This window comes from Stenotrophomonas sp. X (assembly GCF_055721025.1).
Window position 1 is genome coordinate 3,968,410 of sequence record NZ_CM146756.1, and the last position, 23,297, is coordinate 3,991,706.

The 23,297-nt window shown below is 64.1% G+C and carries 19 protein-coding genes; 9 read left to right on the plus strand and 10 right to left on the minus strand.

The genetic code is table 11. The features are described 5' to 3' along the window. The first annotated feature begins 7 nt into the window (after positions 1-7). The 3 genes from ACZ75I_RS18255 to ACZ75I_RS18265 all read left to right on the plus strand — a co-directional run bounded on the left by ACZ75I_RS18255 (position 8) and on the right by ACZ75I_RS18265 (position 6,707). A complete protein-coding gene (locus ACZ75I_RS18255; RefSeq protein WP_242898896.1) occupies positions 8-2,122 on the plus strand; it encodes a type I restriction-modification system subunit M in 2,115 nt (704 codons plus the stop codon). Beyond that, positions 2,123-3,385, plus strand: coding sequence for a restriction endonuclease subunit S (locus tag ACZ75I_RS18260; protein WP_242898895.1), 1,263 nt, complete (start codon positions 2,123-2,125; stop codon positions 3,383-3,385). Between the two features lie 61 nt (positions 3,386-3,446). Next, positions 3,447-6,707 carry a type I restriction endonuclease subunit R gene (locus ACZ75I_RS18265; RefSeq protein WP_262220869.1) on the plus strand — a complete coding sequence of 1,087 codons (3,261 nt, stop codon included), beginning with the start codon at positions 3,447-3,449 and terminating at the stop codon, positions 6,705-6,707. 324 nt (positions 6,708-7,031) lie between these two features. Here the strand turns inward: ACZ75I_RS18265 and ACZ75I_RS18270 are convergent, their stop codons facing one another. Together ACZ75I_RS18270 and ACZ75I_RS18275 are read right to left on the minus strand one after the other, a co-directional pair. Next, complete coding sequence (locus ACZ75I_RS18270) at positions 7,032-7,397, minus strand: hypothetical protein (protein WP_242898893.1); 366 nt, start codon at positions 7,395-7,397, stop codon at positions 7,032-7,034. A 55-nt stretch (positions 7,398-7,452) separates the two neighbouring features. Further along, positions 7,453-8,055: a DUF998 domain-containing protein gene (locus ACZ75I_RS18275; RefSeq protein ID WP_472958466.1), complete on the minus strand. Its 603-nt coding sequence runs from the start codon at positions 8,053-8,055 to the stop codon at positions 7,453-7,455. Positions 8,056-8,701: 646 nt separating this feature from the next. Between ACZ75I_RS18275 and ACZ75I_RS18280 the strand changes: the two genes are divergently transcribed. Both ACZ75I_RS18280 and ACZ75I_RS18285 read left to right on the plus strand, forming a co-directional pair. After that, a complete protein-coding gene (locus tag ACZ75I_RS18280) occupies positions 8,702-9,058 on the plus strand; it encodes a hypothetical protein (protein WP_134955258.1) in 357 nt (118 codons plus the stop codon). A gap of 45 nt (positions 9,059-9,103) precedes the next feature. Further along, positions 9,104-9,592, plus strand: coding sequence for a cold-shock protein (locus ACZ75I_RS18285; protein ID WP_414604379.1), 489 nt, complete (start codon positions 9,104-9,106; stop codon positions 9,590-9,592). Positions 9,593-9,668: 76 nt separating this feature from the next. Here ACZ75I_RS18285 and ACZ75I_RS18290 read toward each other — a convergent pair whose 3' ends face one another. Then, positions 9,669-10,619 (minus strand): Abi family protein, encoded by a 951-nt coding sequence (locus ACZ75I_RS18290; protein WP_262220867.1) that lies wholly within the window; start codon positions 10,617-10,619, stop codon positions 9,669-9,671. 400 nt (positions 10,620-11,019) lie between these two features. Here ACZ75I_RS18290 and ACZ75I_RS18295 point away from each other — a divergent pair, with 400 nt between their 5' ends. Continuing rightward, a complete protein-coding gene (locus ACZ75I_RS18295; protein ID WP_235646040.1) occupies positions 11,020-12,519 on the plus strand; it encodes a YifB family Mg chelatase-like AAA ATPase in 1,500 nt (499 codons plus the stop codon). A gap of 124 nt (positions 12,520-12,643) precedes the next feature. Here the strand turns inward: ACZ75I_RS18295 and ACZ75I_RS18300 are convergent, their stop codons facing one another. From ACZ75I_RS18300 to yidA, 3 genes are all read right to left on the minus strand, one after another. Continuing rightward, the gene (locus ACZ75I_RS18300) at positions 12,644-13,030 is read right to left on the minus strand and encodes a hypothetical protein (protein WP_343235620.1); all 387 of its coding nucleotides are present in this window, start codon (positions 13,028-13,030) and stop codon (positions 12,644-12,646) included. A gap of 74 nt (positions 13,031-13,104) precedes the next feature. Further along, positions 13,105-15,423, minus strand: a complete 2,319-nt coding sequence (locus ACZ75I_RS18305) for a TonB-dependent receptor (protein WP_472958468.1) — start codon at positions 15,421-15,423, stop codon at positions 13,105-13,107. 342 nt (positions 15,424-15,765) lie between these two features. After that, a complete protein-coding gene (gene yidA, locus ACZ75I_RS18310; protein ID WP_472958470.1) occupies positions 15,766-16,599 on the minus strand; it encodes a sugar-phosphatase in 834 nt (277 codons plus the stop codon). 149 nt (positions 16,600-16,748) lie between these two features. Here yidA and ACZ75I_RS18315 point away from each other — a divergent pair, with 149 nt between their 5' ends. Further along, positions 16,749-17,405: an exopolysaccharide biosynthesis protein gene (locus tag ACZ75I_RS18315; RefSeq protein ID WP_472958471.1), complete on the plus strand. Its 657-nt coding sequence runs from the start codon at positions 16,749-16,751 to the stop codon at positions 17,403-17,405. A gap of 66 nt (positions 17,406-17,471) precedes the next feature. Here the strand turns inward: ACZ75I_RS18315 and ACZ75I_RS18320 are convergent, their stop codons facing one another. The 4 genes from ACZ75I_RS18320 to ACZ75I_RS18335 all read right to left on the minus strand — a co-directional run bounded on the left by ACZ75I_RS18320 (position 17,472) and on the right by ACZ75I_RS18335 (position 20,490). Then, positions 17,472-18,152 carry a PDDEXK family nuclease gene (locus tag ACZ75I_RS18320; protein WP_146257827.1) on the minus strand — a complete coding sequence of 227 codons (681 nt, stop codon included), beginning with the start codon at positions 18,150-18,152 and terminating at the stop codon, positions 17,472-17,474. A gap of 75 nt (positions 18,153-18,227) precedes the next feature. Beyond that, entirely contained in the window at positions 18,228-19,538 is a 1,311-nt protein-coding gene (locus tag ACZ75I_RS18325; protein WP_180870370.1) for a PQQ-dependent sugar dehydrogenase, read from the minus strand. Then, positions 19,531-19,971, minus strand: coding sequence for a DUF2231 domain-containing protein (locus ACZ75I_RS18330; RefSeq protein ID WP_180870368.1), 441 nt, complete (start codon positions 19,969-19,971; stop codon positions 19,531-19,533). The genes ACZ75I_RS18325 and ACZ75I_RS18330 overlap by 8 nt, the downstream gene beginning before the upstream one ends. Before the next feature lie 108 nt (positions 19,972-20,079). Next, a complete protein-coding gene (locus ACZ75I_RS18335) occupies positions 20,080-20,490 on the minus strand; it encodes a hypothetical protein (protein WP_472958473.1) in 411 nt (136 codons plus the stop codon). A 251-nt stretch (positions 20,491-20,741) separates the two neighbouring features. Between ACZ75I_RS18335 and ACZ75I_RS18340 the strand changes: the two genes are divergently transcribed. Continuing rightward, positions 20,742-22,508 carry a S8 family serine peptidase gene (locus ACZ75I_RS18340; RefSeq protein WP_472958474.1) on the plus strand — a complete coding sequence of 589 codons (1,767 nt, stop codon included), beginning with the start codon at positions 20,742-20,744 and terminating at the stop codon, positions 22,506-22,508. After that, the gene (locus ACZ75I_RS18345) at positions 22,508-23,086 is read left to right on the plus strand and encodes a DNA breaking-rejoining protein (protein ID WP_180870363.1); all 579 of its coding nucleotides are present in this window, start codon (positions 22,508-22,510) and stop codon (positions 23,084-23,086) included. The genes ACZ75I_RS18340 and ACZ75I_RS18345 overlap by 1 nt, the downstream gene beginning before the upstream one ends. The last annotated feature ends 211 nt before the right edge of the window (positions 23,087-23,297 follow it).

Here is a 23,297-nt window from a genome sequence, read left to right on the forward strand (position 1 = left end):
CAATAGAATGAATCGCGACCAGCTCAAAAAACTCGAAAATGACCTGTGGTCAGCAGCCGACAAGCTCCGCGCCAACTCCGATCTCAAGGCCAGCGAGTACAGCACCCCAGTGCTCGGTCTGATCTTCCTGAAATTCGCGGACAACAAGTACCGGCAGCACCAAGCGGCAATCGAGCAGGAATTCAAGAAGCTCCAGGGCACGCGCCGTGAGCGTACCTTGGAAGAGATTGCCATCGAGAAGTGTGGCTTCTACCTCGATGCGAAGGCCCGCTACGACTACCTGCTGAACCTGCCCGAGAAGGAAAACATCGCCAAGGCCATCCGCGCCGCGATGGCCAGCATCGAGAACACCAAGCCCGAGCTGCTGGGCGTGTTGCCGCAGGAGGAGTACGACCGCTTCACCCGCAGCCCCAAGAACCAGCACATTCCCAAGGATTTGCTCAAGCTGTTCTCCGACATCCCGGTGGACGCTACCGGCGACGTGTTCGGCCAGATCTACGAGTACTTCCTCGCGAACTTTGCGCTCAGCGAGGGCCAGGGCGGCGGCGAGTTCTTCACGCCGCGCTCCGTCGTCAAGCTGATGACCGAGATCATCGAGCCCCATGGAGGCAAGGTGTTCGACCCCGCCTGCGGCTCCGGCGGCATGTTTGTGCAGTCGGCGGATTTCATCCTCCAGCACCAGGCCGACAAGGCGGCAGACCTGGACGTGTTCGTCTGCGGCACCGAGAAGACGCTGGAGACCGTCAAGCTCGCCAAGATGAACCTTGCCGTGAACAACCTGCGCGGCGACATCAAGCAGGCCAACACCTACTACGAAGACCCCTTCAACGCCTTCGGCGCGTTCGACTACGTGATGGCCAACCCGCCGTTTAATGTGGACGACGTGACGCTGGACGCCGTGGAGAAGGACCGCCGCTTCAACACCTACGGCGTACCGCGCAACAAGACCAAGGCCAAGGCCGCGGCTGGCAAGGACGGCAAGGAGAAAGCCGTCGAGACCGTGCCCAACGGCAACTACCTTTGGATCAACCTCTTCGCCACGTCGCTGAAAGAGGGCGGCCGCGCCGCGCTGGTGATGGCCAACTCGGCCAGCGATGCTCGCCACTCCGAGGCCGACATCCGCCGCACGCTCATCGAGCAGAACCTCATCTACGGCATGCTCACGCTGCCGTCCAACCTGTTCTACACCGTCACGCTGCCGGCCACGCTGTGGTTCTTCGACAAGGGCAAGACGGATGACAAGGTGCTGTTCATCGACGCCCGCAACATCTTCACCCAGGTGGACCGCGCCCACCGCGAGCTGAGCGACGAGCAGATCCAGAACATCGCCCTCATCCCCCGCCTGCACAAGGGCCGCCGCCAGGAGTTCGTGGACCAGGTGGACCGCTACCTGCACCAAGGCATGGCACAGCTCAAGGAAGCCGCCGAGCACCTGCCCGCCTTGAGCGACCGCCTGCTGGCTGTGCTGGCTGAAGAAGCGGCCGATACCCAAACCAGCCAAGCTGCGCGCGAAGCCGTTGCCGCGCTGCAGGCCCAGTGGGGCCAGCTCGTCGCGCTTGCGCTGGCGCAGGACCAGCACGAACGCACCCGTGGCCAGAAGCACAGCGTGGAGGAGCGCAACCAAGCGCAGCACCTGCTGCGCGCCCAGTTCGCGCCCTTCTTCACCGGCCAGCACGCAGCGGTGAAGGCGCTGGACAAGGCCATCCGCGAGATGGACAAGCGCAAGGCCGAGGCCGCAAAGCTTGAGGGCAAGCGCGCCACCGCAAACCGCCAAACCAAGGGCGTGAAGGCGGCGGTGCAGGCCCTGCACGACGAGCTGAAGGCCGCCGAGCTGTACTACCAGCATGTGAGCTGGCTGCAGGAGCGTTTCCCGAAGGCCGCCTACGAAGACGTCACCGGCCTGTGCAAGCTGGCCAGCCGCGAAGAGATTGCCGAGAAGGATTGGTCGCTCAATCCGGGGCGGTATGTCGGCGTGGTGATCGAGGAGGATGGGAAGACGGAGGAGGAGTTTCTCGCTGACCTTCAGGCGTCCATGGACGTGTTGGATGAGCTCGACGGCGCTGCGCTCCGTCTGAAGGCGGTCATCGACGCCAACCTGAAGACCATTTGCGAGGCTGGCTGAATGAACGGGTGGCGCGACATCAAGCTCAAAGAGGTGAGCGAGTACGTGACGGTAGGCTTCGTTGGCTCCATGGCCGACCAATACGTCGAAGCCGGCGTGCCGTTCCTGCGGTCACTGAACATCCATCCGTTCAGGCTCAACTACAACGACTTGAAGTACATCCCCAAGTCGTTTCACGATGCCATCAAGAAGTCGAAGTTGCGCCCTGGTGATGTAGCCATCGTTCGCACTGGGTATCCCGGTACAGCCTGCGTGATTCCGGCTGATTTGCCAGATGCCAACTGCAGTGATCTGGTCATCCTGCGCCCAGGCCCGGATCTGAATCCGCACTACATCGCCGCCGTCTTCAATTCCTCGTTCGGGCAGAGCCTGGTCGGCGGCAATCTGGTCGGTGCTGCGCAGCAGCACTTCAACGTGACGGTCGCGAAGGAGTTGAAGCTGCGGCTGCCACCTCGGGCCGAGCAAGACAAGATCGCCGCCGTGCTTGTTGGTCTGAACGACCTGATCGCCAACAACCAGCGCCGCATCTCCTTGTTGGAATCCATGGCCGAAGAGATCTACCGCGAGTGGTTTGTGCGGATGCGGTTTCCACAGTATGCGACGCTGAAAGGCGATGAACTGATGCCACCAGGTTGGTCGCGCCAGCCGATTGGTGAACTGGTGGTGCTGATCAAGCGTGGTATTTCCCCGGAGTACGCCGATCAGTCCGAGCACCAAGTTATCAACCAAAAATGCATCCGCGGTGGTCGAGTGAGCATGAGCGAAGCGAGGCCCCACATGAGCGTCGTCCCCGACGAGAAGTTGCTCCGCTTTGGTGACGTCCTAATTAACTCGACCGGAGTGGGTACGCTCGGGCGCGCAGCGGTGTTCGACATAGAAGCGGACGGAATCACCTGCGATAGCCATGTGACCATTCTTCGCCCGAAAGACGTTGGGCTCTTGGGCGAGTTTTTGGCCTACACGATCCAGCTGCTTCAACCCTATTTCGAGTCCATGGCTTCGGGATCAACCGGGCAGGCCGAATTGGGCCGCGAGCTCATCGGCCGAACCAAAGTGCTTGTACCAACATTGGACCTGCTGAAGCATTTCTCTGATACGGCAGCACCGATTCGCAGGCAACGGCGTCTGCTGCTGGAGCAGAACGAGAAGTTGTCAGCCACAAGGGATCAGCTTCTGCCCCGCCTGATCTCCGGCAAGCTCCGCGTCGATGCGTTGGACATCCAGTTCCCGCCCAGCATGCGGCCGCCGTCAGAGGCTGCGTAGCGTGAGGTGATGGCTCGTTAGCAGGTTTTCTTCTCCATAACCGGCAACACCAGGGGGTGCCGTGGGCGCCGCGAAGAATTTCATCAGCGAAGACGATATCGAACAGGCCCTGCTGCAGCGGCTGCAGCATCTGTGCGGCTTCGATGCGCTGAACTGCTACACGGCCCAGCCCGACGAGCTGAACGACGGCTCGGGCCGCGCGGACAAGCGCGAGGTGATCCTGGCCGACCGGCTGCGCGCCGCGCTGGAGCGGCTGAACCCGCAGGCTCCGGCCCATGCAGTGGACCAGGCTCTGGCCCAACTGCTGCAACCGCGCACGGCAATGAGCCTGGTCGCGGCCAACCGGGAGATGGACGGATTGATACGCGACGGCGTGCCGGTTACCTACAAGCCCGAGGCCGGGCCGCAGGTCGGGCAGACCGTGACCGAGCGGCTGAAGGTCATCGACTTCGACGCGCATGATCCGCGCACCGGCCGCAACCACTACCTGGCGGTGAGCCAGCTCTGGGTGCGCGGCGAACATGGCTACCGCCGGCCCGACTTGCTGCTGTACGTGAATGGCCTGCCGTTGGTGTTCATCGAGCTGAAGAACAGCAACGTGAAGCTGCGCGCAGCCTTCGACGACAACCTGACTACCTACAAGGCCGAGATTCCGCAGCTCTTCACCGCCAATGCGTTGTGCCTGCTGAGCAATGGCATCGAGACCCGGCTGGGCAGCATCACCGCGCAGTGGGAGCACTTCTTCACCTGGCTGCGGGTGGATGACGAGAAGGAACAGCTGGACCGCCCTGCTATTGCCGCGCAGGGCTTGAGCGTGGAGCGCGCGGTGTTGGGCCTGCTGACGCCCGAGCGGCTGCTGGACTATGTGGAGAACTTCTGCGTGTTCTACCGCGAGACGCAGAAGGTCATCGCGCAGAACCACCAGTTCATCGGCGTGAACAACGCGTTCGAGCAGTTCAGGCACCGGCGTGAGCTTGGCGGTAAGCTGGGCGTGTTCTGGCACACCCAGGGCTCGGGCAAGAGCTTCTCGATGGTGTTCTACACGCGCAAGATCTTCCGCAAGCTCACCGGCAACTTCACCTTCGTAGTGGTGACGGACCGGGACGACCTAGACGGACAGATCTACCGCAACTTCCTGCACACTGGTGTGGTGGCGCCGAAGGACGACGTGCGACCCAAGGGCAGCGCGCAACTGCGCGAGATGCTGGGCAAGAACAAGCGCGTGGTGTTCACGCTGATCCAGAAGTTCCGGTTCGAGAAGGGCAGGGACTACCCGCTGCTGTCCGACCGCGACGACATCGTCGTCATCGTGGACGAGGCGCACCGTACGCAGTACGCGGGCCTGGCCGAGAACATGCGCGTCGGCCTGCCACGCGCCAACTTCCTGGCCTTCACCGGCACGCCACTGTTGGGCCAGGAGCGCAAGACCAACGCCTGGTTCGGCGACTACGTGTCCGAGTACAACTTCCAGCAGAGCGTGGAAGACGGCGCCACGGTGCCCCTGTTCTACGAGAAGCGTGTGCCGGAGGTGCTGATCCAGAACGACGACCTGAGCGACGAGTTCGCTGCGATCCTGGAAGACGAGAACCTCGACGGCGAGGCGCAGGAGAAGCTGGAGAAGCGCTTCGCGCAGGAGATGGAGGTCGTCAAGCGCGAGGACCGACTGGACACGATTGCGCGGGACATCGTCTACCACTTCCCCCGCCGCGGCTACCTGGGCAAGGGCATCGTCATCTCAGTGGACAAGTTCACCGCCGTGACGATGTTCGACAAGGTGCAGTCGCTGTGGAAGGCCGAGATCAAGGCGCTGAACGGCCGCATCACCGCGACGACCAACGACGTGGAGCGCCAGCGCCTGAAGCAGCTCAAGGCCTGGATGGGCGCGGTGCAGATGGCGGTGATCGTCAGCGAGGAGGCGGGCGAGGAAGAGAAGTTCGCGAAGAAGGGACTGGACCTCAAGCCGCACCGCCAGCGAATGAACGCACTGGATGAGCACGGCCACGACATCGAGTTCAACTTTAAGGACCCGGAGCACCCGCTGCAACTGGTGTTCGTCTGCGCGATGTGGCTGACAGGCTTCGACGCGCCGACGGTGAGCACGCTGTACCTCGACAAGCCCATGCGGGGCCACACGCTGATGCAGACCATCGCGCGGGCCAACCGGGTGAGCGGCCACGAGATCCTGGGTGTGGCCAAGCGTCACGGCGAGATCGTGGACTACTACAACGTCTTCCGCCGCATGAAGAAGGCGCTGAAGGACTACGCCGCCGGCCCCGAGGACGACGATCTGCCGGTGCGGGACAAGAGTCATCTGTTCACGCTGCTGGACGAGGCCATGGAGCAGGGCCTGGCCTACTGCCAAAGCCAAGGTGTGCCGCTGCACGAGGCGCTGGACCGCGACGACGTGTTCACCAAGCTGGGCCAGTTCAACGGCTTTGCCGACACGCTGCTGGCCAGCGACGAGCAGCGCAAGTCCTTCAACGTCTACGAGAACACGATCTCCTCGCTGTACGAGGCCTGCAAGCCTGAGGTGCTGGGCCGCAAGCTGAGCCGCGTGGTGTCGGCCTTCCAGTATCTGCGCGGGGTGATGGACAGCATCGTCGAGCAGGTCGACATTGACAGCGCGGTGCAGCGCATCGAGGCGCTGCTGGACGCCAGCGTGGTGGTGGACAAGGCCGAGGCCTTTTCCGCCAAGGAGTTCGAGGCGCAGTACAAGATCGTGCAGCGCGGCAAGGCCTGGGACCTCAGCAAGGTGAACGTTGAGAAGCTGCGCGAGGAGTTCCAGCAGGCGCCTTTCAAGAACATCCAGATCGCCGACCTGCAGGCCTTTCTGCAGCGAAAGCTGGCCGAGATGCTGGCGCAGAACAGCACGCGGGTGGGCTTCATCCAGCGGCTGCAGAATGTGATCGACGCCTACAACTCCGGCGCCACGTCCACCGAGAACTACTACGACGAGCTGACCGCCTATGCCGAGGAGCTGAAGGAAGAGGCCGAGCGCCACATCCGCGAAGGCCTGACCGAGGACGAGTTGGAGCTGTTCGATCTGCTGAATAAGGAGTCACTGACGCAGGAAGAGACCCAGCGCGTGAAGCTGGCCGCCAAGCACCTGCTGAAGCGCCTGGTGGAGGAGCAGCCCAAGGTGCTGATTCAGAACTGGCACCAGAGCGCGCAGACGCAGAAGCAGGTGCGCGCGGAAATCGAACGCGTGCTTGATGCGGACTTGCCGGAAAGCTATGACCGTACCACCTTCAAGCAGAAGTGCGACAACGTCTATGACCTTGCCGTTGAGTACGCGCTGCGCGGCAGGAAGTGGGCAGCATGAGCGCGGGTAGCGATGGATCGCAGTGGATTTGTTCAACATCCGGTGACAGTGGCCGACCGCTTCGGGTCCCATGGCGTCCTGCGGCCAGAAGCTGACTTCGCCAGGTCACCTCCCACGCTTCACCGAGGCCCGAATGTCCAGGCCCCTTTAGCCTCCATGCGGCTAAGACCGGCGGCGCTGGATCAAGTGGGCCAACGAGCTGGCCAGGAGTGAGGGTGCGCCTGGTGTTGGAACGACCAAGATGCATGCCCAAGCAGCGATGGTGCGCGATATTAAACCAGCCCAAGAATCTGCGTGGCCTAGAACGAAGTATCGGGCCGAACCCTACTTGAACATCTCCAACAGATCCTTGTCTTCATGCCGCTGCTCCCACGTGGAGAGAAAACAAAAGCTCACACCACTTCGCATGGCAGCCTTCTGGAACCCAGCCAGTTCTTCCTTCGTGATCGGATACTCAACCGGATCAAAATGCAGAAGCCCCCACGGCTTTTGGAATGAGAACCCAGGCATGAGTTCCGAGAAGATCGCCTTGAGCTGGGGCCGGATAGCCGAGAAGTCCTTGATCGGACCGGCGCGATTGCCAAGGGCGTGACACTGGCGGCGGATGGTCCTGTCTCCACCGACCAACCGCGCAATAAAATGGTCCTGGTGCACCTGAACGTAGATCAGTTGTCGACGAAAAATCCTCATCCTCTTCTCAACTCCGCACGCTTAATAGTCGTCCATGTGCCTGCATGCCTTTCCCTCAAAGCGCCGGCTGCGCCTTCAGCGCGCTTGAACCCCTGCGCAGCAGATGCAACGCAACCAGGAATGGCCACAGCGAGTTGATCGACGAGAACAGGCGCTGGGTCAGCCCCCGATAGCCTTCCGGGTCCGCGCCAACCACGTTCAACCAGAGATAGACGATGCCCGCGATGCTCACCATAGCGGTCACGGCGTACGACCTTCGGTTTGCAGACCATGCGCTCAATTCGATGTGCGACATCGCCGGTGCAATGATGTTTGCGATACCGATGGTGTAGAAGCCGTGCATCGGATGGCCCATGGGCCAGAGCCCGTTGGTCAGCATGGAAATGCCAAAGACCAACCAGCAGATCGCGCCTACGGCAATCCGGCGACCGGACTCCCGCCATACCGCGATGGCAAATGCTACGAAGCCCACACCGGAGCCAATGGCAGCAATCCTGGCGCAGATGCTTGCGAGCGTCGGCGCCTGCAGCAGCTCGCTGGCGTGCTGTACAAGCGGGTTGTAGCCCGGCGCGAACAGGGCGGCAACGCTGGTCCAGAACAGGAACCACGGAAGCGGGACCAGACCCGCGCAGAGAAGCAGTCGGCTGCGGCGTGACACGTACGGTGGTCCTTGTTTGGCCTGCGCCAGTGGTTGGAATCCATTCGAACGCTGCAGAACCTTGCTGCTGTGGGCAGGACGGCCTTGATTGACTACAGCGGTAGTCAGATTGCGCGCGGCACTCGGTAGGTTCAATAGGCAGGAAGTCATTTAAACCATCTAGCCGGTGTCGCAACGGTTCGGTTGCATGAGCGATCACGCATGCCCGAAGGGCGAGTGCTGTCGCATTTGCCGCGCTTGGCTGCTCTGGCGGAAGAATTTGAAGACTCCGTTCCAGAAGTGCCTGTACGCCTAGCCCGCCAAGGCTCTCGCCCCTTTCCGCGCTATGCGACAATGCCGAAAACGTCTCGGGTTTTGGCGGCATTGACCCCTACCCGTTGGCATTCCGAACAACAGCAGGTAATCGTTACTGCGCCACCGTGCATCGGTGGTCGGGACTCGAAAACCCGGATTGCTAGACGTAAGTTTGCGCTTGCCAGCCGGCACCACCGCGCGTGGTGCCGGCTGGCAATCCGTCTGCCGGCTATGGCGGGCGGGGCGTGGGGGCCTCGTGCCCGCCGGCTTTGTCTAGCAACCGGTTTTCGAGCCACGCTCTGCCCGCCACCTTTATCGGTGGCGGCTTCTGCCTGCTTGCACGGAGCCCGCCATGACCACACCGCACTCCCCTCCCCCGCGCCCGATCCAGGAAGCGCCGTCACCCGCGCCTGCTCAGGACCCCAACAGCCTTATCGCCATCCTGCACGCCATCGGTGCGGGCGCTGCGGCCGACGGCCAGCCCTGGCCCGAGCGGCATCACCTGCGCAGCCGGCAGATGCAGTTGTCCGACGCCGACTGCGCACTCACCGGCCAACGCATCGTGCAGGAGATCCTGCTGGCGGCCGAGCGCACGCGCCAGAACGGCGAGCCGGAGCAGTACGTCGGCGACCGGGTGATGGAGGGACTGGTGATGGCCGATCTGGCGCTGACCGCCTTCATCCACGAGCGGATGCGCCCCAAGGACTGAGCGCGCTTATGGCGCTGACCTTTCTGCCTGTGTGCGGGGTGACGAATGAAGAAGCACGGCCTTGCCGCTGCAGCGGCGTGCATCGCGGTGATCGGCGCGATGTGGGTGGAGTGGCCCGAGCCCGCGGGCGATCAGGTGTGGGCCTACCAGAAGCTGCAGCCGGCCGATTACCGCCTGCTGCACAGTGATGCACTCGGCTTCGTGACCGCGAAGGCACTCGAGGGCTTTGAACTGCACACGCGCCATGCCGGGGCGACATCCTTCGAGATCCGATGCAAGGGCGTGCTGGTGATGGAGGTGAAGAACGCGCCCTCGCGCGTGCTGATCCGCATGCCCGCCGATGCACGCTGGCGGGCGCCGGACATCGAACGTCTGCGCATCAGCTTCGAGCGGTGGCTGGATCTGCACCAGAGCCGGGGAAGGTTGTTGGTGGAAAGTGCGGGGCCTTCGTGGGTTGAGGCGCGGTTTGGGCGCTTCAATGGGGCGATGCCTGATGAGCAGCGGTGTCTACCTGGGGCGCCGCACCGCGATTGACGAGAATCCCCCCGACCGGCCATCCATAACACGAAGCCACCGAAAGCTCTCCCGACAGCCAAGGCGACTCCTGGTCTCACCCGCGCCACAGGCGGTGCCCCTGCCATCCTGCCGCAGCCCCGAGGCTCTTCACTCGAACTTCGGTCGTCAGGCCAGCCGAGAGATGGGTATCGACACGTTCACGCCAATCCCTGAAATCAGCGGTCGTCGCTTCCAGAAGTCTGCGAAGCAGGAGCAACAGAAAGAAGCAACGATTCGGTGCGTATGGCGCCTCGCGCTCAGACCATCCTGCCGACCGTGGGCGAACTGCCGAAACACCGAGCTCCTTGTTCCATAACCTACTGTGGTGTGCAACGACGTTTCGCGCCACGCTGGTGACATGCAGCCAGTTTGCGAAGACTGGCGCGGCCAGCAGCATCTCACCCGCAACAGCCTTCTGTTCTCTGGAGTGCAGCGCTTTGTAGAAGCGAGAAAGCGAGCCGAGCGACATGACTTCTGTCGCCATCCAGATCGGTACTCTGGGGAATGCGGGTGAGGCGTACTTGTCCTTGTAGTGCCGAATAAACGCCTCCTTGGAGCGCGTCACTTCGCTTTCGACGCCGCCGAGCCAATCCGCATACTCCTGCCCGGTGAATGCCAGATTGCGCGGCTCCAAGTGGCCGAAGGCGCCATAGGCATGGGCAAAGTTGTACGTGAGCACGGTCCGCGTTGCGACCTCGATATGGCCAACGGCCTCCATTACCAGGTCTCGAAGGGCCCTATCGAATTCATAGAGACTGACCGCTTCTTCGAATGTCGCTTGAGCTCGGAAGCTGTCGCTACCGGGCACACGCTGTGTGTAGAGATAGCCCATGAGGCGGTAGTAGCCAACACGCTGCAGATAGCGTTTGGCATTGGCGGCGTCGCCGATGGCCAGCCCGCGCTGCTGGAGGAGATCCAACTGCTCCTGAATCGACAGGGGTGGTTTGCGGTAGTGAGTCATCCTGACTCCAATCAGCAGGCAAAAAAAACCCGCCAATTTGAGCATGTCGCGAACTAGCGCGTCAGAGGCTTGGCGGGTGTGTTGGGTGAATTTTAGCGCCCCTTTTGCTCACCTTCAAGTAAATGTGTGTAGTTCCGGTGAAATGTAAATGCCTGTACGAAAAGCACTTCATAGGGAATTTTCTTGGATTTCCGCAGTCTCGCGGGCGCGGATCCAGTGAGGTGAAAGGCCGGCCCGGGCGAGCGGCAACGGCCTATTCCCCGGCGTTGTTCCACGTCATACCGGTTGAGTTCCGACACTCGATCGCGAACACCGGCCGCTACGAAGCGCGCAGGCGCACTCCAACGGTCTGCAGGAATCCCCCTAGCCGCTTCACCAGCAATTCCCGATATCCCATGCGGAACACCTGCCGCACCATCAAGCGTCTTTCTGTAGGAATCCACACATGAGCCTGGCGCTGGTCCACAGCCGTGCCCGCGCCGGGGTCGATGCCCCGCTGGTGCGGGTGGAAGTGCATCTCTCCGGTGGCCTGCCTGCCACCCAGATTGTCGGCCTGGCCGAGACCAGCGTGCGTGAATCCCGTGAGCGCGTGCGTGCCGCCCTTCTTTGCGCGCGCTTCGACTTTCCGCAGCGACGCATCACGCTCAACCTCGCGCCCGCTGACCTGCCCAAGGAAGGCGGGCGTTACGACCTGGCCATCGCGTTGGGCATTCTGGCAGCCAGTGGCCAGATCGATCCGCAGTCGCTGCTGCAATACGAGTTCCTGGGTGAGCTTGGCCTGACCGGCGAGCTGCGGCCGGTGGCGGGCGCGCTGCCCGCTGCGATTGCAGCGGCTGACGCTGGGCGCATCCTGGTGGTGCCGCCGGGCAATGCCGCAGAGGCCGCGTTGGCCGAGCACGCCGATGTACGTGTGGCGCGCACGCTGCTGGAGTGCTGCGCCGGGTTGGGCAATCCGCGCCTGTTGCCGTCCGTGGAGCGCGTGGACACGACACCGTTGCCACTACCCGATCTGGCCGACGTGCGCGGGCAAGCGCATGCGCGGCGCGCGTTGGAAGTGGCGGCCGCCGGTGGGCACCATCTATTGCTGATCGGTAGCCCTGGCTGCGGCAAGACACTGTTGGCCTCACGCCTGCCCAGCCTGTTGCCGGACACCGAGGAAGCCGAGGCGTTGCAGCTGGCCGCGATTGCCTCAGTGAGCGGTGAGGGGCTGGATCCGCGGCGCTGGCGACAGCGTCCGTTCCGGGCGCCGCACCACAGCGCGAGTGCGGCGGCGCTGGTGGGTGGGGGCAATCCGCCCTGCCCCGGCGAGATCTCGCTGGCCCATCACGGCGTGCTGTTCCTGGATGAGCTACCAGAGTGGAACCGCAGTGCGTTGGAAACCCTGCGAGAGCCGCTGGAATCCGGCCACATCCGCATCGCCCGCGCGGCACGCAGCGTGCAGTATCCGGCGCGATTCCAGCTGGTGGCGGCGATGAATCCCTGCCCCTGTGGCTGGGCCGGCGACCGCAGTAACCGCTGCCTGTGCAGTGATGAGCGCATCAACCGCTACCGTGCGCGGGTTTCTGGCCCGCTGCTGGACCGCATCGACCTGCATATCAGTGTGACGCGCATGGATGCCGTGGAGCTGCGGGAGAGCACGCCACTGGGTGAGCCCAGTGCTGCGGTACGTGCACGGGTGGAAGCCGCCCATGCCCGGCAGCAGGCGCGTGGCGGGCTCAATGCGCATCTGCCGCCAGCGGCGCTGCGAGCCTGTACCCGACTCAGCGAGGCAGATCAGGACATGCTGGAGCAGGCCATCGAGCGTCTGCAGCTTTCCGCACGTGCGATGCACCGGATTCTGCGCGTGGCGCGCACGATTGCGGATCTGGCGGGTTGTGAAACGATCCACACGGCGCATCTGGCTGAGGCGATTGGCTATCGGCAGTTGGATCGGGGAAAGCCTTAGAAATGCCGGTCGGGTTGGCTATTGGTAGAGTCGACCGTTGGTCGACTCTCGCGCGAAGCGCGGCCTTCTGAGAGGTAGATGCGAAGAGCGGTCGACTAACAGTCGACCCTACCAAGGGCAGGCATCAGGCTGCCGAATGCAACCGTCCCCGCTTCGCCAGCAACGCCACCCGACGGCTGACCAGCGCGTGCAGCTCCGCCAGCTCCGACGCCCGGTCAGCCGTCGTGTTCCCGCCAAACAGCACCCGCGACAACGCCGCCTCGTCGCTGTCGTCCGGGTACTGCCACCGGTCCCGGTACACCTTCTGGCACACCAGCCAGGCCAGCCGCAGCCCCCCGCCGGGCAGCGGGCGGACCACGCGTTCGTAGACGTGCCAGAACTGGAACTCGGCCTGCAGGTCGATCACAGGCGCCACGGACGGCGCCTGCCGGGGCCGTCCTGGGCCACGGATGCCGAATAACCGGGTTGGCGGGGTCTGCTGTGCCATGCGCACAGGATGACCCAGCAACATTGTGGGAACCTTGCGTCGCCGCCAGAAAATCCCTGTTGATTGCGCAAGGCGGGGTTTGGGCGGTTTCTAGGGGGTCAGAACGCCATCGAGGTACTGAACATCAGCTGCCGTGGCGCGCTGCGCTGCAGGGTCTGGTAGTCCCCCGAGAACGACGAGCCGGCGATGGTGGCGGTGCCGATGTTGTGGCGGTTGAACAGGTTGCTCACGTCCAGCCGCAGCTCCAGGCCGGGCACCGAGCTGTCGGCACCGAAGCGATAGGCGGCATAGGTGTTGACCTGCCAGAAGGTCGGCACGCGGATGTCGTTCTCGTAGGTAAAGGGCTGGCGCAGGTAGGAGGTGCTGGTGGCACCGAAGCGCCAGTCACCGAAGTGGGCGGACAGGTCGCTGACCAGCGAGATCTGCGGGTAGCCCGGCTGGGCGTTGCCCTTGATCGGGTACACCGTGTCACCTACCACGAAATCGCTGTCGTAGTACGAACGAGCCACGGCCACGCCCTGGTAGAACTGCAGGTGGTCGGTGAGGTCGGCGGTGATGCCAAGGTCGGCGCCGATCACGTGCATCTTCGGCATCAGCCGCACGGTGTTGATCTGCGCGAACTGAGTGCCGATGGCCGCCGACAGCAGGCGATTGCGGATGTCGTTGTAGAACACGTCGCCGGTGATCGTCAGCCGATCGAAGCGATGCGATGCACCCACGGTGAGGTTCCAGTTCTTCTCCGGGCGCAGCGTGCCGGCCACGCGGTCGAACTCTTCCTGGTCGGTGATGGTCCAGGCCGAGGCGGTGTAGCCGATGTTGCCGCGCTGGGCCACGCGATAGCCGTTCATTGTATTGGCCAGGTCGATGAAGGCATCGGTAGATTCGGTCGGGCTCCAGAACAGCGAGACATGCGGCAGGAAGTTGCTCTTCGCGCGCAGCGTGCCGTTCACCGGACGATCCTTGGCATCACCGAGGCCGCCGCCGCGGGTGCGGAAGTCCACGGCCTTGAAGCCGACACCCAGCTTCAGCGTGTCGTTCAGCACGATGTCGTCCTGCAGGTAGAACTGGCGCGAGCGGGTCACCCAGCTCGATGCGTTGTCGGTCTTGAACGCGGGGCCGTACACATCGAACGGGCCGGTGGCCTTCAATGGCGGGCCCTCGCCCAGCAGTGGCTGCTGGTACCACTCCGTCTTGGCCGCAGCCTTGCTCTTCTCCTGCCAGAAGCCGGCGGTGAAGGTGTGCGCGCCGGTCTCGAACTGCAGGTTGACCATGCCGCCCAGCCGGTTCAAACGCGGTGTCTGCACCTGTTCGGAGAACGGCGCGCCGTTGGGCGACGGTACGGTCGGGTCGGTCAGCGTGGCCTGGGTGTGGCTGTTGGCGTTGTACAGCTGCACGTTGCCGCTCAGTGCCGGGGTGATCTGGAAACGATGATTGATCGAGGACACGCGGTCGCGGGTGATCTGGCCGGTATCGTACGGAATCAGTTCGGACAGCTCGCCGCAGGTGTAGGCGCCGCAGGATTTATCTGCGTTCTCCGGCGAGGCCACGTACCAGGCCCACGCATAGTCCGGATAGAAGATGTCAGCCTTCCAGCCCAGCTTGCGGATCATGTCGAAGGAAATGTTGTTGTAGCCCCAGACCTTGGCCTTGCTGTCGGACAGGAACACGGTGAAGTCACCCCAGGCGACGTCCTGTTGCAGCTTCAGGTCGCCGCGCAGGAAGTTCTGCGTGCCCTCGCCCTGGTACTTGTCGGCAGACACGCGCTGCAGGTCGACAAGTACCTTCGGGCCCTGCTCGCCGAGCTGGCCGGTCTGCCCGGATACGGTGGTGACCAACGTGCTGTTGCTGCCCACGCCCTGCTTCACGCGCAGGCTGGGCGTGTCCTGCAGGTCGCGCAGCCGGTATTCCAGGCTGCCGCCGTTGACGCTGCTGGAGAACACGCTGACCGGTGCGCCACCGGGGCTGACCGTGATCGCGCCGATGCCATCGGGCACGCCCACGTTCACCACGCTGGTGCCGGTAAGCGAGAGGAAGCCGTTGTCGTTCAGCGGCACGCCCTCGAAGGTGATGCCCATTTCATTCATGCGGAAGCCGCGCACGAACAGGCTGGTGGCCGAGATATCCAGGCCCAGTCCATCGGTGGCGGTGTAGCTGGCGCCCGGCACCTGCTTGAGCATCGCCAGGCCGTTGTTGCCGGTGACCATCGCGTCGAGATCTTCGGCCTTGATGATGTAGCGGTTGGGACCAACCACCTGGGTCGGTGCCACGGCGGCGCCACGCGGTGTGGCGATGACCTGCAGGGCGTTGAGCGTGGTGGGCGTGTCGTGCGCGGCATCGTGCGTTTCTGCGGCGTACGCAGGGGCTGTGATGGCCGCGATGATCGCCAAGGCAAGACGCGTCGTGGGTGGGGTGTTCATGACAGCAGATCCAGGGTGCAGGGGGAAAGCGGCGCAGGCGCACGCCCAGCGCGTTGCAGCGCCGGTGTCGGCGCCCTGGCTGGCAGTGCGATTGCGTTGAGGGGGTAACAGCGCGGTGCGCGCCGGTCAGCAGATGAAGACGATCATCTGCCGCAGGATTCGATGGCGTGATTTCGACGTGCGAAATTCTTGCATCGCGCTGCCGCATCCGCCATTGCGCCGTGGTACAGCGCCGATGGCGGTGGGGATGGGTGGGCTATACGCGGGTATAGCCTTGGTCGGCGCTTGCCGCTTGCGTGTGCCAACCAAGGTTGGCACCTACCAGTGCAAGCGGACGCGCGGTTACTGCAGAACGAAACGCTCGATCGCGCGCGCCACGCCCTCATCGGCATTGCTGGTGGTTTCAAAGCGCGCCACGGCCTTCACCGCATCGATGGCGTTACCCATCGCCACACTGGTACCGGCGTACTGCAACATGGTCAAGTCGTTCTCCTGGTCACCGATGGCCATCACATTGGCGCGGTCGATGCCCAGGTGCTCGGCCAGCTTCTGCAGGCTCGGTCCCTTGCCGGCGCGGTGGTCGAACACTTCCAGGAAGAACGGTGCACTCTTCAGTACCGCGAAGCGCTCGGTCAGTTCGCTCGGCAGGCGCGCGATGGCGGCATCCAGCACGTCCGGCGCGTCGATCATCATCAGCTTGATGAAGGACATCGATGGATCCATGTCCTCCACGCGACGATACGACAGCGGCATCCGCGAGAGATGCGAGTCGGCCACGGTGTAGTAGCTGATGTCCTGGTTGGGCGTGTACATGCGCCGGCTGTCCAGCGCCTGGAAGTGCACGCCCAGGTCGCGGGCGACCTGCTCGCAGAACAGGAAGTCGTCGAAGCTGAGCGGATACTCGACCACGGTTTCGCGCGTGCCGATGCGCTGCACCAGGCCGCCATTGCAGGCGATGCAGTAGTCGTCGTTGCCGTTGATGCCGAGCTCGTGCAGGTACGGCGCCAGGCCGGGGACCGGGCGGCCACTGGTCAGCACGATGTGCACGCCCAGCGCCCGCGCCTGCGCGATGGCCTTCCTGGCGCGGGAGGTGAGCTGGTGCGACGGGTCCAGCAGCGTGCCATCCATGTCGATGGCGACCAGTTCGATGGTCGATTGCCTGCGGCCCATGTCCATTGCGTTCAACTCGTGCGGGGCACGCCAGTTTACCCCCTCATGCCCGGTTCACCTCTTTGCCCACGTTGGCCGGGATACTGCGGGAGCCTGTGCGTCCCCCACCGCAGGACGGCCCGTTGACCGCCCTTCCCTGGAGAACCTTGCGACGCATGACCTACCGTGCCCCCGAAACCAATGACAGCGCGCTCCTGGCCCAGCAGATCGAGCAGATGATCGACGAGCTGCCCGGCGACCAGGTGCGCGTCGGCACCCTGCTCAGCGCGCTGGGCGATGAGGGCCTGCTGCTGATCGTGATCCTGCTCTCGGCCATCTTCATCATTCCGGTGTCGATTCCCGGGCTGAGTACGGTGTTTGGCGCCTCGATCCTGCTGATCGGCCTGAGCCGGGTGCGCAACCGCCCGCTGTGGGTGCCACAGAAGCTGGCCCGCCGCGAGATCGCCACCGACAAGCTGAAGGCCAACCTCAGCCGTGCGCTGAAATGGGTGCACCGCATGGAGCGGCTGTCGCGGCCGATGCGGCTGGCGGTGATGGTGCGCTCGAAGAAGATGATGCGCCTGAACAACCTGATGCTGGTGTTCGCGACCCTGCTGTTGATGGCGCCGGCCGGGCCGATACCCTTCAGCAACACGCTGCCGGCGCTGGCGCTGATGTCCTTCGCCATCGGTTTCATCCAGCGCGATGGCGCGGCGGTGGCGGCCGGTTATGGCTTCGTGGTGGCCACGGTGGTGTATTTCGGCGTGCTGCTGGGCGGCGTGGGATTTGCCGCCGAATCGGTGTTCAGCGGGTTGCGTGGCAACTCAAACTGATACTCGGCTGCGGGGTCGGGCATACGGGCAAGGCCGCGCTACGATGGACGCGCACGTCACATCACATCACATCCCGAAGGTTCTGCGCGGGCTGGGGCCGGGCGCGTTGTCGATCCAGTGCTTGAGTTCGGCGAGGTTTGCGAACGCCTTGGTGTACAGCTCACCGCCGACGGTACAACACATCAGCAGTTCGACGTCGTTGTCATCGTCACTTTCGCCTTGATCGTCGGTGTCATCGTCCAGTGACAGCAGCCATTGCACGTAGTCCCTGAAGCACTGAAAGTCGACTCCGACCTTCTTCGACACCATCGCCTGTGCAAACGCCTGGACCGTCTCGCACTGGATGGAGATGGGGCTGCTGAAGGTGATATCAGCCTGAGGAAGTTGGATGATCTCGGGAGTACAGACATAGGTTCCGTAGCTCCGCACAGGAAACTCGATGTTGGCCCCTTCGGTCGATCGCCAGCCGATCAGATGGCAGCTTGCATGGATGTCAGACCACCCATCCAGGACGCGGCACAGCGTCTTCCTGCGCGGCTTTCTTGCTTCAGTGGCTGCATCACCCTTCCGATCCTTGAACTCTATCAGCGAGAAGCTCCGGCCATCTGAGGCAAGCAGGTCCGCACCCAGCCGAACATCCTGATGGTCGGTTGGCGCGATATAGGCACTATGCCCCAGGTTCTCCAGCTCGCGTTCCAGGTTCCTGCTGAACGCGGCCACGTTGGACGTTTCATGTTTCAACTTCATACGATGCTCCCTATCGACGGGGAGCATCGTAACGAAATGACCAGCATCGAGTCATCCGGTGCAAGCCAGCGGCCTTCATCGTGCCGACACCCGCCACACCACGTCGCCCACGTCGTCGGCCACCAGCAGCGCGCCCTCGGCGTCCATGGCCATGCCCACCGGTGCGCCCATCAGGGTCTTCTCGTCCTTCGAGGCGAAACCGCTGACCACGGTCTGCGGCCGCCCGGTCGGCTTGCCGTCCTTGAACGGTACGTAGACCACTTCGTAGCCGCTCAGTGGTGAACGATCCCAGCTGCCGTGCTCGCCGATGAAGGCACCGCCGTGGTACTGCGCCGGCAGCGCCTGGCCGGTGTAGAACAGCAGGCCCAGCGGTGCCACGTGCGAGCCGATGGCGTAGTCCGGCACGATCGCCTTGGCCACCAGGTCCGGCCGCTGCGGCTGCACGCGCTCGTCCACGTGCTGGCCGTAGTAGCTGTAGGGCCAGCCGTAGAAGCCATCTTCCTTCACCGAGGTGAGGTAGTCCGGCACCAGGTCGGCACCGATCTCATCGCGCTCGTTCGCCACGGCCCACAGCTGGCCAGTGCTCGGCTCCCAGTCCAGCCCGGTCGGGTTGCGGATGCCCGACGCAAAGATGCGGCTGCCACGGGTGGCCACGTCCACTTCCAGTACCACCGCCCGGCGGTATTCGACGGCCAGGCCATTCTCGGTGATGTTGCTGTTGGAACCCACGCCCACGTACAGCTTGCGGCCATCGCGGCTGGCCAACAGTTCCTTGGTCCAGTGATGGTTGATGGTGCTGGGCAGGTCGGTGAACTCGCGGCCCTTGTCCGACATGCGGGTTTCGCCGGGCACGTAGTGGTACTGCATGATGTTGCCGGTGTTGGCCACGTACAGCGTGTCGCCGATCAGCTGGATGCCGAACGGCGAATGCAGGCCCTCGATGTAGACATGCTGGGACCAGGTGTTCGTTCCCGGCGAGCGGCGCAGCAGGGTGACCCGGTTGCCGCCCTTGCCGGCCTTGCCCGAGCGCGCCTTCACCTTGCCGGCGATCCACTGCTTGGGCGTGGTGACCGGTTCTTCGCCGGGGCCGTTGCCCTCCACCACCAGTACATCGCCATTGGGCAGGGTCAGCAGCCGCCGCGGATGCTGCAGGTTGGCGGCGATGCGTTCGATCTTCAGGCCCTCGGCCACCGTGGGGGTCTGTCCATCAGCCCAGCCGACGCCCTTGGGCACCTGCATCGGCGGCATCAGGAAGTTGGCCGGCTTGGGCAGTGGCGGTTGCGGTCCCGACTGGTCGGCCGGGTGGTACTCGGCCTTGCCGGCACAGGCCGACAGCATCACGGCCAGTGCCAGGGCGCCCACGGTGGGCAGGATGTGCTTAGCCATGACGACCTCCCTGCAGCAGCGGCGGCTGCAGTGACAGCAGGATCAGGCCCAGGGCGATCAGGGCCACGGTCAGCGCCGACAGGATCGTGCCCGGCACTGCAATGGCATACGCATCACGGCTGTGCACGAAGGCATTCCAGATGGCCAGCACCACCGCGACCAGGTTGAGGAAGAAGTCGATGCGGTCGATGCGGGTGGCCGTGCCGTTGCGGCGCCAGACCGCGAACAGGTTGATCAGGCGCGGCACGATGGCGATCAGCAGGCCGAAGGTGATCAGCCAGGCGGCTGCCTTGCCCCACATCACCTCGGCGCTGTTGAGGTAGATCGCGTCGAAGATCAGTGCGCCGACGAAGAAACCGAAGGGTATCGGGTTCAACAGGCTGAACAGCGTGGTGCCGAGGCCGCGATGGGCCTGGGCGAGCGGATTGACCATCGTCGTGCTCCGTGCGGAAGGGTGCACGGGCTGTAGTAGCACAGCGCGATGTGAGGGCACGCGATGATGCCCCGGCAGGGCTGCCGCACCCACCGGGCAGGCACCGCACTACGCGGGCTCGTCCTCGCGCACCTCGTGGAAGGGCAGCATCGTCTCGAAGCCGAATTCGTGTTCCATGCTGGTGCGGACCAGGCCGCCGATGGCGTAGTAGCTGGTATTGGCGTGCACATCGATGCCACAGGGACCATCCTCAGCCAGCAGGTGCAGTGTCTGCGCCCTACGCATCTTCACTCTTTCCTCCTGCAGCAGCGTGCGTCGGTGCCGCTTCATCAGCAAGCGCAACTGTTTGATCGTGGTGATATTGAATGTGGCGAGCGCCGGCAGCAGCTCGGCGATATCCGCATCGGTCCAGTAATCATGGCGACGGTGGTACATCGACAGCACCACCTTGCGGATGACGGCAACCGAGAGCGAAGTCTGGTCCGCGCGTGCACGGGCACGCTGGCGTGCCTTCTTCATGTGTGACTTCACCTGCATGCGATTACCCACGTTTCCCGTACCTCGAAGCAAGCACGCGATGATGGCGTGAAGGCATTCGAGTGCCCCGTCATAACTTGACGTACTAAGTGTTTGTGACGCAATTGGCACATTCGCACATTGCGGGTGTGAAGAGGTAGGGGGTTGTTCGTTGTGTCGCGTTTGGCTCGTTGCGATGGGGCAGTTCCGCCCCGCCGTCCTGCCATGCCGATTCACAACAGAAGGATTCGTGTATGAAGCGACACACGCAACGCACCGCGCCACCGCGCTCCGCGCGCCTGGCCCTCGCCACTGCCCTGGTACTGGGCAGCCTGGCCGTCACCGCCCAGGCCCAACAGGCCGATCCACTGGCGGGGATACAGTGGCACCTGCTCAACACCGGGCAGACCGTCCCGGCTGACACGCTGCCGGTGGCCGGCAACGACCTGAACGTGGATGGCCTGTTCCGCAATGGCATCCGTGGCCAGGGCGTCACCATCGCCATCGTCGACGACGGCCTGCAGATCGCGCATCCGGACCTGGCGGCCAACGTGGCGGCGGTAGCCGGCAAGAACTTCACCAATGGCTCGAACAACCCCACCCCGACCAATCCCGATGTCGACAACCACGGCACCATGGTCGGCGGCATCGCCGGTGCGGTGGGCGCCAACAACCTGGGCGTGCGCGGTGTAGCCCCGGCGGCGACGTTGAAGGGCTTCAACCCGATTTCGCGCTCGGCCCTGGGCAACCAGCAGAGCAACATCGAGTACGCCTGGTGGGACGGCGCGGAATCGGCCGACGTGCAGGTGTTCAACAACAGCTGGGGCGCCGGCCCGGGCAATCCGAACCTGCCGCTGGCGTACAGCGAAAACACGATTCGTTCGTATGAGCAGGCACTGTCGGGGACGCGCGGTGGCCGCGGCGGCATCTACGTGAAGTCGGCCGGCAACAACTTCAACAATGCCTCGATCAGCCAGACCCAGGATGTCTGCACCACCGACACCAAGAACCGCAACACCGGCTGTGTGCCGGCCGGCCGTGATCCGCGCAACAACCTGTTCAACGTGATCACCGTAGGCGCGGTGCGCGCCGATGGCGTGCGCTCGTCGTATTCCTCCACCGGCTCGGCGCTGTGGGTGTCGGCCTTTGGCGGTGAGTACGGCTTGCAGGCGCAGTACGCGCCCGGCCTGGTGGCACGCGCGTACGACCCGGCCATCGTCACCACCGACGTGACCGGGTGCGCGCAGGGCAGCAACAAGAACACCAACCGCCAGAACACGCTGGACAGCAACCTGTCGGCCATCGACAGCACCTGCAACTACACCGCCAAGATGAACGGCACCTCGGCGTCGGCGCCGATGGTGTCGGGCGTGGCGGCACTGGTGCTGGAGGCCAATCCGAACCTGTCCTATCGCGATGTGAAGTACATCCTGGCCACCACCGCCACCCGCAACCACCCGAACCAGCCGGCGGTGACGCTGGCCGACGGGCGCACGCTGGTGCCGGGCTGGACGGTGAATGCTGCCGGCCGTGCCTACAGCAACTGGTATGGCTTCGGCGTGGTCAACGCTGCGCGTGCAGTGCAGGTCGCTGAGAACTTCCAGTCGCTGGGCCCGCTGGTCGACAGTGGCTGGCGCAACACGACGCGTACCGTGGCCATCGGCAACACCTCGGCTGCCGCCGCACGCCTGACCTTCCAGTTGGCCAACGGCGCGCGCAACATCGAAAGCGTGCAGCTGGGCTTCCGGGTCAACCACCGCAACACGCGCCAGCTGCAGTTCGTGCTGGTGTCGCCCAGCGGCACCCGCAGCGTGGTGCAACCGGCGTTCACCGCGATCGGTTCAGGCACGGGTGGCGCGCAGAGCAACTTCACCAGCTGGGACCTGCTGTCCAGCAATGCCTTCCTGGATGAGAATGCCAGCGGCACCTGGACGCTGGAAGTGACCGACATGGGGCAGGTCGCGACCGCAGCATCGCGCGGCAACCTCGAATTCTTCAAGATCCGCGTTCTGGGGCACTGATGATGAAGACCACCATTCTGTTGAGCACGCTCGCCTTCGCGGCGATGACCTCCCCTGCCTGGGCGCAGAGCTCGGGGCAGACCCCTCCAGCCAGGACCCTGTCGACCGTGGATGCGCAGGAACTGAAGGCCTCCGCTACCGGCCGCACGTTCGATGTGGGCGGCACGCGATTCCAGCTGTCCCCCTCGGCCACCGTGAAGCAGGCCAGCGGCGGCCAGTTCACGATCACCCCGCAGGCGGCGGCGACCACCAGCTCGCGTACCAAGCGTTCGCTGGATGGCGCAACGGCGGCACCTGCCGATGCCGGCGCCGGCAAGTTCGCGGCGGCGGTCTCCCGTGACGGCGCGCCGGTGGTGGCGACGTCGCGGGTCAAGGTGTTCTTCACCGATGCGGCCTCGGCCCAGCGCGCAGCCGCCGCCACTGGCGGTACCGTGGTGAAGGTCTCCAGGGCGTCGGGCCAGGCCATCGTGGAGTACCCGTCGGTGAACGCGGCGCTGGATGCGACCACCAGGCTGCTGTCCACCGCCGGTATCCGCGCGACCGAGCCGGACGTGGTGCAGTGGGAAGAGACCAAGTAAGGCGTTGAGTGGTGCCCCTGGCCGGTTGGCTCTCCTGGCCGGCCGGGGGATTGGTCCTGCGAGGGGCGGCGAGCATGTAGAGCCGAGCCGATGCTCGGCTGCTGTCTGCGCGGCGCGCGCGTGTCGCGTTGAGCCGAGCATGGGCTCGGCTGTACAGCTGTGCCAACCAAGGTTGGCACCTACCAAGAGCAGGTCCGGACGTGCCAACCAA

Excerpts from the sequence above, each read along its gene's own strand:
- ACZ75I_RS18260 (WP_242898895.1), top strand. The coding sequence starts at position 2,123 with ATGAACGGGTGGCGCGACATCAAGCTCAAAGAGGTGAGCGAGTACGTG.
- ACZ75I_RS18300 (WP_343235620.1), bottom strand. The coding sequence starts at position 13,030 with ATGTTGCTGGGTCATCCTGTGCGCATGGCACAGCAGACCCCGCCAACC.
- ACZ75I_RS18295 (WP_235646040.1), top strand. The coding sequence starts at position 11,020 with ATGAGCCTGGCGCTGGTCCACAGCCGTGCCCGCGCCGGGGTCGATGCC.
- ACZ75I_RS18315 (WP_472958471.1), top strand. The coding sequence starts at position 16,749 with ATGACCTACCGTGCCCCCGAAACCAATGACAGCGCGCTCCTGGCCCAG.
- yidA (WP_472958470.1), bottom strand. The coding sequence starts at position 16,599 with ATGGACATGGGCCGCAGGCAATCGACCATCGAACTGGTCGCCATCGAC.
- ACZ75I_RS18305 (WP_472958468.1), bottom strand. The coding sequence starts at position 15,423 with ATGAACACCCCACCCACGACGCGTCTTGCCTTGGCGATCATCGCGGCC.
- ACZ75I_RS18290 (WP_262220867.1), bottom strand. The coding sequence starts at position 10,619 with ATGCTCAAATTGGCGGGTTTTTTTTGCCTGCTGATTGGAGTCAGGATG.
- ACZ75I_RS18280 (WP_134955258.1), top strand. The coding sequence starts at position 8,702 with ATGACCACACCGCACTCCCCTCCCCCGCGCCCGATCCAGGAAGCGCCG.
- ACZ75I_RS18320 (WP_146257827.1), bottom strand. The coding sequence starts at position 18,152 with ATGAAGTTGAAACATGAAACGTCCAACGTGGCCGCGTTCAGCAGGAAC.
- ACZ75I_RS18285 (WP_414604379.1), top strand. The coding sequence starts at position 9,104 with ATGAAGAAGCACGGCCTTGCCGCTGCAGCGGCGTGCATCGCGGTGATC.
- ACZ75I_RS18255 (WP_242898896.1), top strand. The coding sequence starts at position 8 with ATGAATCGCGACCAGCTCAAAAAACTCGAAAATGACCTGTGGTCAGCA.
- ACZ75I_RS18345 (WP_180870363.1), top strand. The coding sequence starts at position 22,508 with ATGATGAAGACCACCATTCTGTTGAGCACGCTCGCCTTCGCGGCGATG.
- ACZ75I_RS18270 (WP_242898893.1), bottom strand. The coding sequence starts at position 7,397 with ATGAGGATTTTTCGTCGACAACTGATCTACGTTCAGGTGCACCAGGAC.
- ACZ75I_RS18335 (WP_472958473.1), bottom strand. The coding sequence starts at position 20,490 with ATGAAGAAGGCACGCCAGCGTGCCCGTGCACGCGCGGACCAGACTTCG.
- ACZ75I_RS18340 (WP_472958474.1), top strand. The coding sequence starts at position 20,742 with ATGAAGCGACACACGCAACGCACCGCGCCACCGCGCTCCGCGCGCCTG.
- ACZ75I_RS18325 (WP_180870370.1), bottom strand. The coding sequence starts at position 19,538 with ATGGCTAAGCACATCCTGCCCACCGTGGGCGCCCTGGCACTGGCCGTG.
- ACZ75I_RS18330 (WP_180870368.1), bottom strand. The coding sequence starts at position 19,971 with ATGGTCAATCCGCTCGCCCAGGCCCATCGCGGCCTCGGCACCACGCTG.